The organism is Psychrosphaera sp. (genome assembly GCF_982872775.1).
In genome coordinates, this window is the sequence record NZ_CEYNSH010000013.1 from 1 (window position 1) to 18,215 (window position 18,215).

14 protein-coding genes are annotated in these 18,215 nt (G+C 43.5%); 6 read left to right on the top strand and 8 right to left on the bottom strand.

What is annotated here, in order from left to right:
• The 5 genes from AC4E96_RS05590 to srmB form a co-directional block, all read right to left on the bottom strand.
• The coding region (locus tag AC4E96_RS05590) for a hypothetical protein (protein WP_490255140.1) at window positions 1-236 on the bottom strand (236 nt) is incomplete at its 3' end.
• Window positions 237-496: 260 nt separating this feature from the next.
• Window positions 497-994, bottom strand: coding sequence for a pilin (locus AC4E96_RS05595; protein ID WP_490255141.1), 498 nt, complete (start codon window positions 992-994; stop codon window positions 497-499).
• Window positions 995-1,467: 473 nt separating this feature from the next.
• The gene (gene nadC / locus AC4E96_RS05600) at window positions 1,468-2,406 is read right to left on the bottom strand and encodes a carboxylating nicotinate-nucleotide diphosphorylase (protein ID WP_490255142.1); all 939 of its coding nucleotides are present in this window, start codon (window positions 2,404-2,406) and stop codon (window positions 1,468-1,470) included.
• Between the two features lie 36 nt (window positions 2,407-2,442).
• Window positions 2,443-2,979: a retropepsin-like aspartic protease family protein gene (locus AC4E96_RS05605; protein ID WP_488033760.1), complete on the bottom strand. Its 537-nt coding sequence runs from the start codon at window positions 2,977-2,979 to the stop codon at window positions 2,443-2,445.
• Window positions 2,980-3,022: 43 nt separating this feature from the next.
• Window positions 3,023-4,255, bottom strand: coding sequence for an ATP-dependent RNA helicase SrmB (gene srmB, locus AC4E96_RS05610; protein WP_490255143.1), 1,233 nt, complete (start codon window positions 4,253-4,255; stop codon window positions 3,023-3,025).
• 91 nt (window positions 4,256-4,346) lie between these two features.
• Here srmB and AC4E96_RS05615 point away from each other — a divergent pair, with 91 nt between their 5' ends.
• Entirely contained in the window at window positions 4,347-5,441 is a 1,095-nt protein-coding gene (locus AC4E96_RS05615; protein ID WP_490255180.1) for a tRNA1(Val) (adenine(37)-N6)-methyltransferase, read from the top strand.
• Window positions 5,442-5,450: 9 nt separating this feature from the next.
• On the opposite strand, the gene AC4E96_RS05620 is transcribed toward AC4E96_RS05615, so the two are convergent.
• Window positions 5,451-7,319: a cyanophycinase gene (locus AC4E96_RS05620; RefSeq protein ID WP_490255144.1), complete on the bottom strand. Its 1,869-nt coding sequence runs from the start codon at window positions 7,317-7,319 to the stop codon at window positions 5,451-5,453.
• Window positions 7,320-7,704: 385 nt separating this feature from the next.
• Here AC4E96_RS05620 and AC4E96_RS05625 point away from each other — a divergent pair, with 385 nt between their 5' ends.
• The 5 genes from AC4E96_RS05625 (at window position 7,705) to AC4E96_RS05645 (ending at window position 16,785) form a co-directional block, all read left to right on the top strand.
• Entirely contained in the window at window positions 7,705-10,653 is a 2,949-nt protein-coding gene (locus tag AC4E96_RS05625; RefSeq protein WP_490255145.1) for a TonB-dependent receptor domain-containing protein, read from the top strand.
• 90 nt (window positions 10,654-10,743) lie between these two features.
• On the top strand, window positions 10,744-12,183 hold the full coding sequence (yfcC, locus tag AC4E96_RS05630) for a putative basic amino acid antiporter YfcC (protein ID WP_488033765.1): 1,440 nt from the start codon (window positions 10,744-10,746) through the stop codon (window positions 12,181-12,183).
• 11 nt (window positions 12,184-12,194) lie between these two features.
• On the top strand, window positions 12,195-13,370 hold the full coding sequence (gene iadA / locus AC4E96_RS05635) for a beta-aspartyl-peptidase (RefSeq protein ID WP_490255146.1): 1,176 nt from the start codon (window positions 12,195-12,197) through the stop codon (window positions 13,368-13,370).
• A gap of 78 nt (window positions 13,371-13,448) precedes the next feature.
• Window positions 13,449-15,653 carry a S9 family peptidase gene (locus AC4E96_RS05640; protein ID WP_490255147.1) on the top strand — a complete coding sequence of 735 codons (2,205 nt, stop codon included), beginning with the start codon at window positions 13,449-13,451 and terminating at the stop codon, window positions 15,651-15,653.
• 217 nt (window positions 15,654-15,870) lie between these two features.
• Complete coding sequence (locus AC4E96_RS05645; RefSeq protein WP_490255148.1) at window positions 15,871-16,785, top strand: DNA ligase; 915 nt, start codon at window positions 15,871-15,873, stop codon at window positions 16,783-16,785.
• 5 nt (window positions 16,786-16,790) lie between these two features.
• On the opposite strand, the gene AC4E96_RS05650 is transcribed toward AC4E96_RS05645, so the two are convergent.
• Both AC4E96_RS05650 and AC4E96_RS05655 read right to left on the bottom strand, forming a co-directional pair.
• A complete protein-coding gene (locus AC4E96_RS05650; RefSeq protein ID WP_490255149.1) occupies window positions 16,791-17,306 on the bottom strand; it encodes a DUF1543 domain-containing protein in 516 nt (171 codons plus the stop codon).
• Window positions 17,307-17,387: 81 nt separating this feature from the next.
• On the bottom strand, window positions 17,388-18,065 hold the full coding sequence (locus tag AC4E96_RS05655) for a tRNA-uridine aminocarboxypropyltransferase (protein ID WP_490255150.1): 678 nt from the start codon (window positions 18,063-18,065) through the stop codon (window positions 17,388-17,390).
• Window positions 18,066-18,215 lie beyond the last annotated feature (150 nt).

The window sequence follows — 18,215 nt, forward strand, 5'->3', positions numbered from 1 at the left end:
ACATCTTCTGGGATCATCGAGATATCAAATTGCGAAATATCAAAACGAGGCACACCAAAACGCTGACTAGCAAACAATACTAGGTTTTCGGGTGTGATGACATTTTCGGCGACCAACGTTTCGGCCATAGAATGATATTGACTGCGGTTATTCCTTACCTTTTCAACATCGTCTTCCGAAATAAGTTGATGACTGACTAATTGACGTAACAAAGCGCCCTTGTACGTATGCGGCATAAATCCAATAAACTAATCCTGATTATTATTAAATAAGATTATGGAGACATTAAGGCGCATAGGCAACTGTTTGTTAAGGAAACTTGTTCTTAATGGAGGAAATACTGTAAAGGCCTAATGTTGTGGTGTTTTTGGCTTATTGTATTGAGGATGAAAAGGTATAGTTTTTGTTATTTAAGAGGTCCTTTGGGGTTAAAGGAGCGAGATTTAGATACAAAAAAGGCCACTAACGTGGCCTTTTTATTTATAAATATTAAAGCTTATCCACCAATGCGCGGGCGGTACTGTGCAGGGAAGTCAGAGTCGGTTACTTCATAAGTAACAACACCGTTTTCTAGTTTGGCCTCAACAGTAACAGTTTGGGTACGAAACTCTGTCGGGGCACTAGCACCAAATGTCAATATAATATCTTGGGTAGCGCTGCCATCCGCCGCTGTTGCTGGGGCAGTCATTTCAATACCTGAAATATCACCAGCACCTGAAATTGCAGTAATGTCCCAAGCGTCATCATCTGTCGGGTCAACAAAACCTACACTTTGAAGGTCAGCACCTGTTGCTGGTAAGGCATTATTTAATGCAGCAAATTCTGAAATAGCGTTTTGAATCGGGCGCAATGCCGCTGCTGTTTGAGTCGTTGCTTCTGTACGAAGCGTATAAGTTTGGTACTGTGGAACCGCTACCGATGCCAAGATACCGATGATCGCGATTACGATCATTAATTCAATTAGGGTAAAACCCTTTTGTTGACGGTTTTTCATATTCATACTCCTGATATGTATTTTCATGAAATTGTTGTTGTTTTAAATTTTTTCCATTGTGACCATTATGAAACAAATTTCAAGTTACCGAATTGTTTCATCGTTAAAAACTTAATTCCGTTTTAACATAAGGCCACTGACAATTTATCCGACAGTTTTTAGCTTTCGCACTTACTTCATAACTTTACGTATCACTCAGCTAGATAAGAAATGGTTCCATTTCTTCTTAACTTAGCACTACACAAGGCTTTTTTATGAATAACGCTGAATACGAAAAACAGCCACTTGTGATTTTTACACTAACTGCATAGGCAAATGCAAGTTAAAATTTCCCTCACATTAGATAATTTTCAGTGAGTTTTATATTCCTCTAAACGAAACAAAGGCGTATTTAATACGCCTTTATTCAAATTAGCTAAAATGTACAGACGTATATAAATATACGGTCAGTTTAGTACAGTTTTTAAATATGATTAATCATCAAAGCGCATCGAAAGGTCAATCGCTTGTATGTGCTTAGTCAAACCGCCAATTGAAATATAGTCCACATTTAACTTTGCGTAAGCTTTAAACTTGTCACCATCCATATTGCCTGATGCCTCTAGCTTTACTCGGCCATTGGCAAGCTCGACGGCTTGTTGGGTTTGGTCGACGGTAAAGTTATCTAACATGACGATATTGGCTCCAGCGTCGATGGCTTGTTGTAACTCATCTAGGCTTTCAACTTCCACTTCGATTGGTTTGCCAGGATTAAGTTCTTTCGCTTTGCTGATTGCTTGGGTAATGCCACCAGCGGCTTGGATATGATTTTCTTTAATAAGGTAAGCATCAAACAGACCAATTCGGTGGTTTTGGCCACCACCACAGGTCACTGCGTATTTTTGGGCAAAACGTAACCCTGGGATTGTTTTGCGAGTATCAAGAATATTAGTCGTACTATCTAACGCTCGAACTTCACCAACGTATTGCGCCGTTGAGGTGGCTGTCGCCGAAAGGGTTTGTAAAAAGTTAAGGGCGGTTCGCTCCGCAGTTAAAATAGCTCTGGCCGGACCTGAAAATTCAAACAAAGTGTCATTGGCGTTAACTTTGTCACCATCTTTTACTTTCAAGTCTAGTTGAATCGCCGGGTCAACTTGCTTGCAGGTTTCAACGACCCACTCCATACCACAAATCACCGCATCTTCACGCGTGATGACTCGGCCCGTTGCCATTCGCTCGGCAGGGATCAGCTGTGCAGTAATATCGTTTTGCGCGGCGTTATTCTCTGCTGCTGTCATCTCTTCATCAAAAGCATTTAAATCTTCGGCTAAGGCCAAGGCCACTTGACTTGGGATCAGGGCTTTATAAGAAAAAGATTCTTTAGAACCTGCCGATTCTGCCGTAGAAGATAAAGTAGATGCCGTTTTGCTCATGTTGTTTACCGCCGTTACCCTTTCAGATTTAAAATGTTAATAGTAGCTTTGATTGGTTAATTTGATGGTGAGCTCGTCACCCGTTTGACTAAATGACACTTGTCTAAGCGCACTCATACCAAGTAAAACCTGCTCGCCTGGCATACCTGGAACAATGGTCGCGCGAACGTTGTTAAGTACTAATTTACCGACTCGCAACTCGTCAATTGACGTTCTGTAAGCTGTCGCGACACCATTTGCCGTGCTGACTCTCACCGGCGCCCCTTGATTCAGCATTAGTCGGTTAGCGACTTGACGAGGAATCGCGACGTCCGTTGCGCCCGTATCAAGTAAGAAAACAACGTCTTGATTATTGATTGAACCCGAGGTGACATAATGGCCTTTGCGATTTTGCTTTAGGACCAGCACCGTCTCTTGACCATCAACAAAGCTTTGTGGTCGTTGATTTGGGTTCTCTTGAAGCGCTAAGTGATCTGAGAAAAACGCATACATCAGCATCAAAAACAAAATCCAGAAAATAAACGCAAAACGCTTACCTATCTTAACGTTGTCGTTACTTCCGTCACTGTGCATGATTACTGCTCCTGCGTTTTACTCGCTTACTCTATTATCGAGCCTACTTCTTTGTGGCTTTTTTGCCTTTGGCTTTTGCCTTCGCGGCTTTTTTCTTGTGCGGCTTTTTCTTTTTAACCGGCACTTTGGCTTCTTTGTTTTTAGGCTCGAGACCTTTAATTTTACGATGTTTGAACGTTTGCTCTGTATAGCTTTCTACCTTTTTGAGAATAGCCATGTCGTGTGCTTCAATAAAGCTCACTGCAAAACCTTTCGCGCCAGCGCGTGCCGTACGACCAATTCGGTGAACATACACATCAGCGGTACGCGGCATATCAAAGTTAAATACGTGCGTAATATCATTTATGTCTAACCCACGTGCTGCCACGTCAGTTGCTACTAACACTTTACTGCGGCCATTTTTCATTTTCTCAATGGCTTTCATACGCTTGTCTTGGAGCATTTCACCCTGCAGATACGTCGCATAAATGTCGTTTGCTTGTAACTTTTGAACGAGCTCGTCTAAACGATCTCGAGTTTTTACAAAGACAATAGATTTTTGTACGTCTTCAGATTGCAGATAGTGCAATAACATCTCAACTTTGTGATCGTAAGAATCGGCCAAATGCGTCCACTGGACTATTTTGCCGCGTTCGCGACGAGGCGCATCTTCATCAATGCGAGCCGCTTCCGTTAGGACGCCTTGCGAGAATTCAATAATACCGCGGCCTTCTAGCGTGGCACTAAACAACATAGTCTGTTTGCGGTTTCGGGATTCTTCTGCAATGCGCGTCATGAAACCTCTAAAACCCATGTCCAACATACGGTCGGCTTCGTCGAGTACCAAAATCTCTACGTTTTCACAGTGGAAGCTTTCTGCATCCATGTACTCAAGTAAACGTCCCGGCGTCGAAATAAGAATGTCGTTGTTTTTCTCAAGAATATCTTTGTGGCTGCCGTAGTTGATACCTCCCGTGATCACACCAATTTTCAAATCAGTGGCTGAACACAGGGCTTCGGCAACTTCGTGAATTTGATAGGCCAACTCACGAGTTGGGGCCAACACCATAACTCGTGCAAAACCAGGCGCGTTGCGAGGAAAGTCCAGTAAATGTTGGATTGCTGGGATTAAAAATGCCGCGGTTTTACCGGTTCCTGTGGGAGCGCTGGCCAAAATATCTAAACCGTCTAATGCTTCAGGAATGGCCGACTGCTGGACGCGAGTTGGCTTTTTGTAACCTAAAGATTCAATACCTTTTTCTAAACGACGATCTAAATCAAATTCACTAAATGACATGGGTTTTCCAAGTAATTAAACACTAAAGTCTTGGGGACAAAACAAGATTTGCTATTATAGCGGAAATTCCACCCAAACGGATAGCGTTAGTTTGTCTCAGTCTTCAACCGGCCACTTTAAGTTTAAACAGTTTAGTCTTTGGCACGACCTCTGTGCGATGAAAGTAAGCACTGACGGCGTCATATTGGGAGCCTGGTCCAAATTGGCGATGTCACCTGTCAGTCAATCGCTGTCACAGTCACAGTCACAAAAGACAATGTTAACAACAACCTCCTCAGAAATTGAGCAGGGTTTACCCATTACAAATCAATCACCCATAAAACGCGCGGTTCAAGTATTGGATATTGGGACAGGAACCGGCTTATTAAGTTTGATGTTGGCACAACGGTATGCAGAAAATAAGGTGCCTGTTTCTATTGTCGCGTTAGAGATAAATGAAGACGCTGCTAAACAAGCTAAGTTTAATTTTGAGCAAAGCCCCTGGGCACATACTGACTTAGTTCAATTTAAGGTTGAGCGTAATTCTGTGCAAAATTGGAGCGCCAACAACAGCCGCAGTGAACCTAAAATTAGCGCCAGAGATAACGATAGTGAAAGTACTGACTGTATTGAAAATAGCGGCTTTGGCGAAGAAAGCGGCTGTAGTGAAGAAAGCCTGTTCTATTTTGACCACATCATTTGCAACCCACCCTATTTTTCACAGTCATTAAAAAGTGAAGCCAATCAAGCCCGGGATACGGCGAGGCACAACGATATTTTACCTTTTGACCAGCTGGCAAAAATTGTTACCAAGCATTTAAGCCAGAACGGTCACTTTGATTTGATTTTACCTATCGAAGAAGCTCATCGATTTGTCGAATGTGCTAATCAAGTGTCTTTGACACTGGTTCACCATGCCAGCCTACAGCACAGTGAAAATAAACCACCTAATCGATATCTAATGCAGTTTGTGAAAACGACCAAGAGTGATGAGCAACTCAATGCGCAAGCTACAGCTGCAGGTTCAGGTTCAGATTTAGGTTCAGGGCCACAACCAAAGCCAATATCCGAACCAATACTAGGGTCATCTTACACAATAGGAACAAGGCTTGGGCAAGACACCGAAATCATCATTGTTCGTGACGAAGCAAGTCAGTTTCACCCAAGCTTTGCTAAATACACCAAAGACTTTTACCTAAAGCTCTGACGATTTAGGTTAAAACAAGGTATTTAACGGCTTTAAGGTAATCTTCAGTTTCTCTATGGCGCAGCGATTCGTCGCCGTCGATAGAAGCTGATACTTCGTATTTTCCGTCTTTTCAGCATTTAGCAGCCACGTTTGTTGAGCGTCATTTACCATAAACTGCTGAATGCCTTCAGCTTGTGATAAGTTCGTCATACACATCACTTGTGTCAGGCTGCGTAACTTACCGTTTTGTAAAATATCTTCAAATCTTCTCGGTGTGCTTTTTGGCAGGCTTAATTTGATTTGCTGCTCGATTTCTTTACCTTGTTTTAACGATAGCTGATTGTCTTTGAGGGTTGCCTGTGTGCCCGATGGCCAGTAAGAATACAAAAACGATGACTCGTCTTCAGGCTCAATAACAACAACGCCCGACTGACCTAGTACAGCAAAGTCCGTACTGTCGTTACCATTTGCCACCAACAACGCAGTGGTTTCATCAACACCAAAGCCTCGAGCTTGGCCGGTTTCAGACAGTAATTTAAACAATCGTACCGAGCGGTTGCGCTCAGAAAAATGTGTATCGACGATACCTAAATCAAAACTGCCTATACCTCCAGAAGCTAGGTAAGTCACTTGATCGGGGTGACGCTTGGCACTGCAGTCGGTCAGCTCTGCACACCGAGCACTGGGAGGCTCATCCGCGATTGCACCAGAAACCAACGACTGGATGGAGGTACCATTTGAAATCATTGGAACAACACCAAATTCATTCACTCCACCACTTTGTACCGCACTACCTGCACTTGTTCCAGCTAACATAGGCACTTGCAATAAGTCACTCAACCAAGGGTAAGCCGAGCCGTCATCGGCAAAAAATGCCTGTCTCGTTAAACTTTGATCGCCGCCATTTAACATCACAACGCCAGCCTCTCTAATCGTTTGGCGGAGGTGTTCAATGCCCTTTTCACAGAGCTCACGCTCTGCTCGAGTATGCTCAGGGTAAATTGTTTCGCGATTGTAGACCTTTTGTGCTTGTCGATACGCGTCTAAATTGGCGCAATCTTTAGCCATCATGGCTTTAGCAAGGGCTGGCGTTAGTGGCAGCCACTGGCTATCTACATTCGGACCAGCAAAAAAGCCTTGATAAAAATCCGCAGACTCATATGGGTCGCGACTCGATGCTGTGATACTAAGAATTCGTTTCGATTCTGTCTGCGACGCCACCGCCTTTATCACAGATAAAATTTCTTTGGTCCCTGACTTTTTGCTAAGTGAAGCTGCAACAACCTCTTTTGCTGCTACCGGGACTTCCAAATGGTCCAAAACAAAGTAATAAACATCATCTGGCATACTTCGCAACAAGTCCTCATCTACCGAGTCAAAAGCATCGAGTAAGTCATATCGCTCCATTACTTTTGCAACGCCATCTTTTTGATGTTTTTGAGTCAAGGAAGTCACCGCTTGGGTAATTTGCTGTTCTAGGGTTTGGCCATTTTTATCAGTTTCTTCAGCATTGTGCTTGGCCAGAAGTTCTTTGTATTTACTGGAGCCTAACCAGTCAGTATTAAAGGCGTATAAGAGCGATGACTTTCCAGCTTGTAATTGGCTGAGCTGGTCTTTCAAATTGACTTGTTGCTCTGTGCTCTGACTGTCGGTTCGGTTGCCATCAAGACCAGTACTTGGCACCTTGATGCATTGACGCATATTAAAACTAGAGCAAGTTGATAATGAACCACCCACCAGCAGTAAATATTGATTCTTACTTTGAATTTCGTTTTGGATTTGGTTTGTTTTTGGGTTTGAAGAAGTAGGCTTTTCAGTCGCGGATTGCGCCGAGACAAAACTGGTAAAAACCAGCGATAAACAGGCAAAAAATGAGGACAATGTTGATAGTCGCATGACACAAACTCACAAAAAATTTATGGAAAAAAGTTGCAGTCTATTTTTCAGACTGATATAAATTTGTTCGACTAAAAACATCGCTAGGCTATCACTGAGGCCTAATCCTGTCAAAAAACAAGGTAGAAACATGTACAAAAAAGCTAAAACGCTAACTGCATATTTCTATTCGCCGTTCTACTTATCGGAGTGGTTCGACGAATAAGCCACTTGCTGCTAGGCAAGGGTTTAATGTTCGTCTGATCAACAAATCCCTTTTATTTATCTAAAATTTTGAGTCTTTTGTGTAGCGCGATTACGCGGGCTGTTGCCGTACATAATTTTCAGCTTTCACCACGACTCATCACCCAAGCTAACAATTAGAATAAATTAACAGGTGAATACTATGTTTCGTAAGTTACTAACGGCGAGTGCAGTCAGTGCAGTACTCGTAACCACTCCCTCGATTCTTGCTGCACAGCAAGACGAGACAAATAACAAAAACTCAGATACTTCTTCAATTGAAAAAATCAACGTAACCGGCTCTCGCATTAAAGGTGTCGACATCGAAGGCGCGCAACCTTTGACGGTCATCGACAGCGAAGCGATTGAACGCTCGGGTGCCAATACCATTCACGAATTATTAAGAGACTTATCACAACTAAAAGGCGGTACAGGAACATTCTCCACATCTGAGAGTGGTGGTACGTCTAACTCGACTCCTGCTGGTCAAGCTGCGGCAAGTTTACGTGGTATGGGTCCATCATCGACGCTGACGTTAGTTAACGGTCGACGTGTAGCACCAAGCGCATTCGCGGCAGGCACAGAAAACTTTGTTGATGTAAACTCAATTCCACTTGCCGCTATCGAGCGCATCGAAGTGCTAGCGAGTGGCTCATCGGCGATTTATGGTGCGGATGCCGTCGCTGGTGTTATCAACTACATTCTTAAAGAAGATTATCAAGGCGGCGAAGTCAACGCGTCTTATTCTGATAGCTTTGCGGATTCTGACGAAAGTAAAAAGCAACTAAACTTAATCTACGGTACCAAAGTCGGTGACGGCAACTTAACTGTTTTTGCCGATTTTTATGACAGAAACGCCTTTAAAGCAACCGACCGCTCGTATACTGCTGATCCGGCTTTAGTTAATTCGTATTCTTATCTACCAAAGCTCGAAAACACCCCTAATATTTATTACTACAGCTCTCGTGACGGCAATGAATTACCAGCACCTGGTTGTAAAACAGAATTAGTAGAAACTGAATACGGCGAACAAATTTGTGCCTATTACGGCAATGAAGACGACTACTTAGAAACGCCGTTTGAAAGTGTTTCGGCTGGTTTCATGCACAACGTCATGATTGATGATGTGAAATGGGCAACCGATTTCTTTTTCAGCAGCACTAAGTCTCGAGCTTATTCTTCGCCATCGCCAATTAACCAAGTGGATGACAGCGACGGACCATTTGTGCTTGAAGACGCACTATTTATCTATGATGAGGCCGATGGTTCGAATCCATTAATGGACCAGTTGTACATTGACCCATTTGATACACCAGCTGGACTGACCGCTTATGGATTTGGCTTTGATGCACGTTTTAACGACCCAAGAACCGTCGAAGTAAAAACTGACAGCATGCGATTGGTGTCGTCACTAGAAGGTGAAATTAACGAGTGGTATTGGCAATCTGGTTTGACTCTTTCACGCTCTGAGTCAGAACAAGAAGCCATTGCCGGTGTTTACAATCGCTATAAATTTCATGCTGCCATTACTGGTGAATTGTGTAGCGATGGCACACCAGCTCGGCTTAGAGGTGGTGACTTAAGCTGTAATAACGGCGAGCTGTTGCGTTTTTATAATCCTTTTTTATTAGGTGATGCTGAAAATGATGCGGTATTAGCCTTAACAAAAGAAGTTCCGACTCGCGATGGTAAAAGCACCGTTTATGGTTGGGATGCCCAAATCAGTGGCGACTTGATGGAACTCGACGCAGGTTATGTTGGAGCCGCCTTTGGTGTCGAAGCACGCCGTGAAGAGCTTTCAGACATTCCTTCGTTAAATGCTCGAGCTCGCGCTGAAAATGGTTACCTAGTTGATGTTTTTGGGTTTGGCTCGTCGGTCAGTAAAGCAAGCCGAACTCAATATGCGGCATTTGCTGAATTTAAGGTACCTGTTACGGACAGCTTTGAAATTCAAGTCGCCGGTCGTTACGATCACTTCAGTGACTTTGGCAGTACCTTCAACCCGAAACTTGGTTTTGTTTACCGTCCGGCTGATGAGATTGTTTTACGTGGTTCATGGTCTACATCATTTAGAGCGCCGTCGCTAACGCAAGCAGGTGTTAAACTTCGTACCACTCGTTCTACCTTTGACTGCGGAGCAAACCAAGCTGTTGCAGACTTATACTGTATGGGCGATGGCACCGAAGTTAGTGTCAACTCACTTGAGCTAGGCAATCCAAACCTTAGAGCAGAAGAGTCAGAAGCTCTGACGCTTGGTTTTGGTTGGAGCCCAACTTACGATACTAACTTAACGGTCGATTATTGGCAGTTTGAGCACGAAGACGTCATCGATACCAATATGACTGCTGTTTTAGACCGAGCGATGACAGACGCAAGTTTACGTCACTGTGGTTTGGTTGGTACGGATGAACAAGGTATTTCGTATGAAGAGTTCTTGTGTGAGATAACCGACGGTAAAGGTCGTACTATTGAAGAAGATGGCGCTGATTTAAGCCAAATCTTAGACAACTATATTAGTGCTTTCAAACTACGTAAAGATGAGCGTTATTTGCCATTGTATCGCGATCACGTCATTCCTTTAGAGAACACAGGTACGCAAGATTTATCTGGTATCGATGTTAAATTTGATCATCGCTGGCAATTTGGCGACGACGACTTGATTGTTCAAGTAGATGCAACTCACTACTTAAGCTTTGAGCGCAACAAGCCAGGTTCTGACTCAATTGAAAAGTTGATTGGCACCTATCGTTACCCTGAGAACATTGGCCGCGTTAGCTTAACTTGGGACACTAGAGACTACTACGTCAACCTAAGTGCCAACTATACTGATTCTTATGCCGATGATATCGAAGGATTAAGAGGCCGTGAATTAGATGAGCTTGACGCGTTAGGCGTGTTAGATAGTGAAGGTAACCACCAAGTTGACTCATGGTTAGTATTTGACTTGTCAGCAGGTTACGACATCAACAAGCAAACGACTGTTCGTTTGAGTATCAATAATCTGACTGATGAAGAGCCGCCACAGTTGTACGGTTCTCAGCGTGGATTTGACTCCATCAATCACAATGCCTACGGTACAACTTATCGAGTTGGACTGACATATCAGTTCTAATAACGCATAGTTAAAAGCTGATTATCAATAAAAACAGCGGGAACTTACTCGCTGTTTTTTTAATTTAACCTAAAAAACTGAATTCTATTCATGACAAAACTAAATCAACGCGCGCTACCCGACGCGTCTGTCATTTTAATGTGTGTCGCACTTCTTGCGTATTTAGCTACTTTAGTCGTTACGCCTGGGTATTTTGATGCGAACACGACTGCTCTCGAAAATGAAAGCAGTGCTGTAACTGAGGTAAGCCTTTCTCAATACAAAACGGCTCCAAATGAACAGGCACCGCCTTTATTTGCTGAACAAGGCGAAGTCGGCCTGGCCAATGTACTGTTTGAAGGCCTGACTTCTGGCACTGAGTTTGGTGCGACTATTGGCGTTATGGCGTTTATCCTGATCACAGGTGGTGCTTTTGGCATTATCATGCGCACCGGTGCCATCAACAATGGTGTTCTGAGTCTAATCAATCGGACTCAATCCATCGAGTGGCTATTCATTCCATTAATGTTTGTGCTGTTTTCTCTTGGCGGTGCCATTTTTGGTATGGGTGAAGAAGCCATTGCCTTTTGTATTGTGCTTTTCCCGATCATGAAACAGCTGGGTTACAACGCTCAAGTCACTGTTTTGATGACATATGTGGCCACTCAAATTGGTTTCGCGACTTCATGGATGAATCCATTTAGTATCGCTATCGCACAGTCTATCGCTGAGATTCCGGTATTTTCTGGTGCCGAACTGCGCATCGGAGCTTGGTTTGCCTTTACAGCCTTTGGTTTGTATTTCACGACTCGATATGCCCAAAGGTCGCGAGATTTATCAGGCCAATCAAACCCGACGTCTGAACAGATGTCCATCAACTTGGATTTGTGTGACAAAGCAGTGTTACTCACCTTTGGACTAGGAATTGCGTGGGTGATTTGGGGCGTCATGGCGCGTCAATATTATATTCCTGAATTATCCGCTCAGTTTTTCACGATTGGTATTGCCACTGCGGTTATTGCTCGTCTCGCAGGAAAACAAAACTTTAATGACAGTGCCCGTGCGTTTACAGAAGGTGCGCAAGAATTGCTACCCGCCGCCCTCCTCGTGGCGATGGCAAAAGGCATTGTATTATTGTTAGGTGGCAGTGACTTAAACGAACCTTCAACACTAAACACCTTGTTGTTCCACAGTGCTTCGGTTATTTCTGTCGTGCCTGATAGCGTTGCTGCTTGGGGCATGTTTGTATTTCAAAGTTTGTTTAACTTTTTTGTTTCATCAGGCTCTGGCCAAGCAGCGATTACCATGCCACTCATGGCACCGTTAGGAGACTTATTGTCTGTCAGTCGCCAAATTGTGGTGTTGGCTTTCCAACTCGGTGATGGTTTGACTAATATAATCATACCTACCTCGGCTAGCCTGATTGGTTGCCTGGGTGTGGTTAAACTAGACTGGGGCGTTTGGGCCAAATTCATTTGGCGTTTTCAATTAGGTTTATTCACTCTCGCAAGTGCATTTATTTTCCTTGCGTATTTTATTAATTATCAATAGCTCGAGATTTTATGTTAACTCTTATTCGACAAGCTCAATTATTCACACCTCAGCCAGCTGGACTAAAAGACCTATTAATCGGCGGTGGACAAGTCTTGGCCATTGAGGACAACCTTTCTATCGAGACCAATGCCGACATTAATGTCATTGACGCTCAAGGCCATATTCTTGCACCGGGTTTTGTTGACTCATTAGTCCATATCAGTGGTGGCGGTGGTGAAGCCGGTTTTGCCAGTCGCACGCCTCAAATGCAACTGAGCGATGCAACCACGGCAGGCATTACCACCGTCGTCGCTGCGTTAGGCACAGATGCTGTTAGCCGTACTCATACCGATTTAGTTGCTAAGGCTAAAGGTCTAAAAGAAGAAGGTCTCAATGTTTACTGCTACACAGGTTCATACCACTTACCGCCCAAATCTCTTTCTGGTGATGTCGAAAAAGACATCATGTTCATTGATGAAATCATCGGTATTGGTGAAGTCGCGATTGCTGATCATCGCGGCAGTCAACCAACCGTTCATCAACTAGCTCATCTTGCTTCACAAAGTCGTGTTGCGGGTATGCTCAGTGGCAAGCGCGGTACGGTAAGTATCCACGTAGGTCCAGGTCCCGAGCATTTGTCTTTGTTACATCAAGTGGCAGAACAAACTGATATTCCTCTTAATCAATTTTATCCAACTCACATGAACCGGAATGCCGAACTCGTTGCTTCTGGTATCGAGTTCTGCCAACAAGGTGGCACCATCGACTTTACCACCAGCACGACAGAATACGACTTGGCTCACGGTGAAATGGCAGCGGCACACGCACTCGCTCATTGCTTGGATAAAGGCGTAAATCCAACTTTACTCACCATGAGTTCAGATGGACATGCAAGCTTGCCTATTTTTGATAAAAATAATCAGCTTGTCGGCCTTGAAGTGGGTCAAGAGCGCTCGCTACTCACGTCATTTATTGATGCGGTGAAGAGCCATGGTGTCAGTCTCGAACACGCGTTAATGTCCATTACATCAAACCCTGCCGATGTTCTTGGAATTAAAAAAGGCCGTATCAAACGTAATCGAGATGCTGATTTAGTCTTGTTGGACAAAGACACATTGGAGCCAATCCACGTTTGGAGTCGAGGAAAGTTATTGGTTGAAGATCGCGTCGCTACCACGTTTGGTCGTTTTGAAAAGGCCAAGTGATTTCCAAGACTCAATAATGTGATATTGTTGTACTAACAATCTTGTTAAAACAACCACTAATTACAATAAGATAAAACAATGAAAAAACTCATCACAGCTTTATGCGCGATGACGTTGGCGCTTTGTTCAACGGCTCACGCAGAAAAACTAAGTTTAGAAAGAATTTATCAAGACCCATCTTTATCAGGCACAGCGCCTCGTCAGCTCAAGTTGTCACCTGATGGTCAACGCGCCACTTACATCCAAGCGCGTGAAGACGACTACAACCGCTTTGACTTGTGGCAATACAATGTAGAGACAGGCAAGCGCTCGATGTTGGTTGATTCTGAGTCTTTGGTTTCTGGTCCAGAAAACTTATCAGATGAAGAAAAAGCCCGTCGTGAACGTCAACGTATTTATGGTAAAGGTATCTTAGAATACACTTTCTCTGCGGACGGTACGGCGTTATTGTTCCCACTAAATGGCGACATCTTTTACCTAAAAATAGGTGAGAAAAAAGCGAAGAAATTAACCAATGGTGAAGGCTTCGCAACTGACGTTAAGTTCTCGCCAAAAGGTAACTACATCTCATTTGTTCGCGACCAAAACCTTTACCTAATCGATCTTAAAAACGGTAAGACTCGTGCATTAACGCAAAGCGGTGGCGATACGATTAAGTTCGCAATGGCTGAGTTTGTGGCTCAAGAAGAAATGAGCCGTATGACAGGTTACTGGTGGTCTCCAGATGAGAAGACTATCGCATTAACGAAAGTCGATACATCACCAGTTAAAGTCGCAACCCGTAACGAGATCTATGCCGACAGCATCAAGCTTTTTAACCAACGTTACCCGTTTGCAGGTACAAACAACGTTAATATCGAACTTGGCCTATTAGAAGTTTCAGAATCTGAAAAAGACATTCGCTGGGTTGATTTGGGCGCTGAAAAAGACATTTATATCGCTCGTGGTAAATGGTTACCAAACAGCGAACGTTTTAGTTACCAATGGCAAAATCGTACCCAACAAAAACTTGAGTTGCGTTTTGTTAACCGCAAAAGCCTGAACCAAGACGTGATCATCACTGAAACAGCTGACACTTGGATTAACCTTCACGAAGCACTGTACTACATGGACGACAGCTTCATTTGGGGTTCTGAGCGCGATGGTTTCAAACACCTTTACCACTTTGATTACAGCGGCAAGCAACTAGCTCAGCTAACAAAGGGCGAGTGGATTGTTGATGCGTTAGAAGGTGTAAACAAGTCGACAGGTGATGTTTATTTCACTGGCCGTAAAGACACGCCTACCGAGCGTCACCTATACAAAGTAAACCTAAACAAGCCACAAGCAATAACTAAGGTTTCTTCTCGCAGTGGTTTCCACAGCATCACCTTCTCTAAAGATTCGAGCATCTACTTGGACTCTTATTCAAATACGGCACAGCCTACCCAAGTCAGCTTGCACAAAGCAAACGGTACTATGCTTACTTGGATGGAAGAAAACAAAGTTGACGAAAACCACCCTCTTCACCCTTACCTATCAGACTGGGTTAAACCTCGTTTTGGTACGTTAACAGCAGAAGATGGTCAAACGCTTCACTACCGTATTTTTGAGCCTAAAGGCTTTGAAGGTAAGCGTCCGGTTATCAATTACGTATACGGTGGTCCACACGCACAGCTAGTGACAAATAGCTGGAGCAGCCGTAACTTCATTCTTCAACACATGGTGCAAAAAGGCTACGTGGTTTTCCAACTTGATAACCGAGGTTCTTATAACCGTGGTAAGAAGTTTGAAGACCCAATCTACAAGCACCTCGGTGATGTTGAATTGACTGACCAATTGGTTGGTATGGACTATGTTAAAACGCTTGATTTTGTAGACCCAGAGCGCATCGGTGTATACGGTCACAGCTACGGTGGTTACATGACTATCATGAGCATGTTCAAAGCACCTGACGTATTTAAAGTGGGTGTATCTGGCGCACCAGTAACGGACTGGACACTATACGACACACACTACACAGAACGTTATGCAGGTCACCCAGGTCAAAACGGTGAAGACTATGAAAAGAGCAACGTCTTTATGTACGCTGATGGCCTTAAAGGCGACATGCTGATTTATCACGGCATGGCAGATGACAACGTATTGTTTACTCACGCAACAAAACTGTTTAAGCACTTACAAGACTTAGGTAAGCCATTTGATGTGATGACTTACCCAGGCAGCAAACACAGTATTCGTGGTAAGAAAACGGGTTATCACCTAGCGACAACGATTGTTCGTTATTTTGATAAAAATCTATAAATAACAACGATTAGTTAAAAGATTAAAACGCTCAGTCTCTACTGGGCGTTTTTTTATTGCTGAAAGAAGAACAATGAAGGTGTGAGTCGCTGTAAAACAAGCTTTAAAGACAGCTATTGGGACAGTTAAGAGGACAGTTCTACAAAGGTCTAGGGTGATGGTGTTCAATCGCCACTAAAGTAATTGGCACTTATTCAATTCTATTTCTGAGGCCATTATGTATTACCTTATTATCGCGTTCATTTGCACTGCCATTATTAGTGTTGGTGTGTTGGTTTCTAAAGCCAAAGCCAACAATCAAACAGCGGTTCCCTCTCCTAGTGAAAACAGTGCAGATCATGAGTCTGTGCGCCCCAAACCACAGTTGATGTTGGCGTCGAGTCGCGCGCTTAAAAGTCTTCCTCAACAAACCTCAGGCTATTACGTTAGTGAAAAATTTGATGGTGTTCGTGCTTTTTGGACAGGGAGTAGCTTTATGACGCGACAAGGCTTTATGATCACAGCGCCCGACTGGTTTACCAAACCACTTCCTAAACACCCGCTCGATGGTGAACTATGGATTGGTCATCACAAATTTGATGAAATGTCGGCCATTGCAAGACGATTGCAACCGAGGGATAAAGATTGGAAAAAAGTCAGTTATTTAGTCTTTGATACTCCGATTAAAAACCTCGCCTTTCATCAGCGTAAAAAGCAGCTCGATTTACTCATTGGTGACCAAAGCCCAAGTTGGTTGCGTCAGGTCGAGCACTTAAACTTTGAGTACAAATCAGACTTAGAGGCGTTTTATCATGCCGTGATCAATAACCAAGGCGAAGGCGTGATGCTTAATGTCAGCAACGCGACTTATGAGACTGGAAGAAGTAAAGCGATTCTTAAAATAAAACCAAAACTTGACGATGAAGCTTTAGTCACAGGCTACCAAGAAGGAAAAGGTAAATACAAAGGACTAATGGGCGCGTTATGGGTCAAACACAAATCGGGAAAGCGCTTTAAGATAGGCACCGGCTTTAGTGATCAGGAGCGCAAATTCCCACCCGCGTTAGGTACTATCATCAGCTACCAATATTCTGGCCTTAGTAAAAATGGCCTGCCGCGATTTGCCCGATTTTTAAGAGTGAGAAATGACTGAATTGTTTAGCCAATAACCTTATAACCATACCAGTCTGGTTTAATAATTTGACCACCAGGTTTCGGAGTCAGGCAAATGTGAAGTTTGTCGTCGAGTAGTGATACAGGAAAACACTCATCAACTTCAAACAAGTTGTCTTTGTGAGGCACTTGAGTGCCCTCAACATCTTTAAATAAAGATGCTTTGGCTTGCTGTTTTGCGTCTTCTTTTGTCGTCGCGACATATAATCCTATATCGTGTAATTCGGTAAACTTGTTTGGTGCATAACCGCCTAAATTTACAAAGAACAACTTTTCTGGGCCGCTTGGCGGTGTCGTGGTAAGAGAAATTTCGTAGCCGTCGATATGTTTGATTTCCATATAACAGTCAATGTGCAAGCCTTTTTGATTACCAAACCACTCTTGTTTTAGTTGTGGGATTGTCGCTTCAATATCTTCGCCAACAACAAAGCGTACGTCGTGTACTTCGATGTTAGATTGTCCGGCACTACCACCTAAATAAACCATGAATAGTTTTGTCATATCACTCTCTCTTGACTCAATATAATTATTCTAACTCATTACTAATAACGTAACCTGCCGGCATTTATGCTTGTTGGCTCGTTATCTTTTGTGGACTCGATATGCGGTTCTAAAGTTATTAAACAGCGTTTCGAGGGTGTTGCCTAGCTCGACTTCACCGTTTTGTTTAAATAGCTCAAAAGCGACTTCTACCGTGCTTAAGTGATGCTCGTGATAGGCTTCCCTTAATTGATACGAGCCTTTACTAAACCCAGACAACTGCAACACAGGTAAGTCTTTTAAATAAGGTGACTTTACAAACATCTTCTTGGCTTGGCGCCACGTTCCGTCCAAAAATATCAATAACGGACGTTTGTTCCCTCGCTCTACTTTTTCTGGGATCTGGTGAATTTGACGTTCGACTTCAGTCGCATCGTGAACAAACACGATAATTGGAAACCAATCGTCCGACTCTAACAAGGCTTTTAGCTCAGGTTGTAGCTCAGTACGGTGCCAACGAAACGCGAAGTTATCTGGCACGACTTCACAGATAAGTTGTCCTGTATTTGACGGCTTGTAGTACTCGGCGTGATACATCAACATGCAAACGCCAATGTCCGTTTCAATCGGCTCGACCGAATTACAAATACACTCTGTCGTGGCCAATAAGCACTCTGGGCAGCGTTTTAACAACGCACCGCGAGCTTTAAATTCTCGTTGGGAGAACTGTAATTCGTGTTCGCGTAATCGTCGGACCGAATTGATGTGTGATGTGGTCATCTTATCTCGTAACTATCAGCTCAACAGAGCAAATCAAACGTCTTTGGGCGGGGAATTATAATAAAAAAAGGAGCTAAAAAGCTCCTTTTCTCTGGCTTAGATGAGTCAATCGGTAACGCGGACGTTTCCGGGGACTCATCATTAGCTGTC

Coding starts and splice junctions, on each gene's coding strand:
- AC4E96_RS05645 (WP_490255148.1), top strand. CDS start 15,871: ATGTATTACCTTATTATCGCGTTCATTTGCACTGCCATTATTAGTGTT.
- AC4E96_RS05650 (WP_490255149.1), bottom strand. CDS start 17,306: ATGACAAAACTATTCATGGTTTATTTAGGTGGTAGTGCCGGACAATCT.
- iadA (WP_490255146.1), top strand. CDS start 12,195: ATGTTAACTCTTATTCGACAAGCTCAATTATTCACACCTCAGCCAGCT.
- nadC (WP_490255142.1), bottom strand. CDS start 2,406: ATGAGCAAAACGGCATCTACTTTATCTTCTACGGCAGAATCGGCAGGT.
- AC4E96_RS05605 (WP_488033760.1), bottom strand. CDS start 2,979: ATGCACAGTGACGGAAGTAACGACAACGTTAAGATAGGTAAGCGTTTT.
- AC4E96_RS05595 (WP_490255141.1), bottom strand. CDS start 994: ATGAAAAACCGTCAACAAAAGGGTTTTACCCTAATTGAATTAATGATC.
- AC4E96_RS05655 (WP_490255150.1), bottom strand. CDS start 18,065: ATGACCACATCACACATCAATTCGGTCCGACGATTACGCGAACACGAA.
- AC4E96_RS05640 (WP_490255147.1), top strand. CDS start 13,449: ATGAAAAAACTCATCACAGCTTTATGCGCGATGACGTTGGCGCTTTGT.
- AC4E96_RS05620 (WP_490255144.1), bottom strand. CDS start 7,319: ATGCGACTATCAACATTGTCCTCATTTTTTGCCTGTTTATCGCTGGTT.
- yfcC (WP_488033765.1), top strand. CDS start 10,744: ATGACAAAACTAAATCAACGCGCGCTACCCGACGCGTCTGTCATTTTA.
- srmB (WP_490255143.1), bottom strand. CDS start 4,255: ATGTCATTTAGTGAATTTGATTTAGATCGTCGTTTAGAAAAAGGTATT.
- AC4E96_RS05625 (WP_490255145.1), top strand. CDS start 7,705: ATGTTTCGTAAGTTACTAACGGCGAGTGCAGTCAGTGCAGTACTCGTA.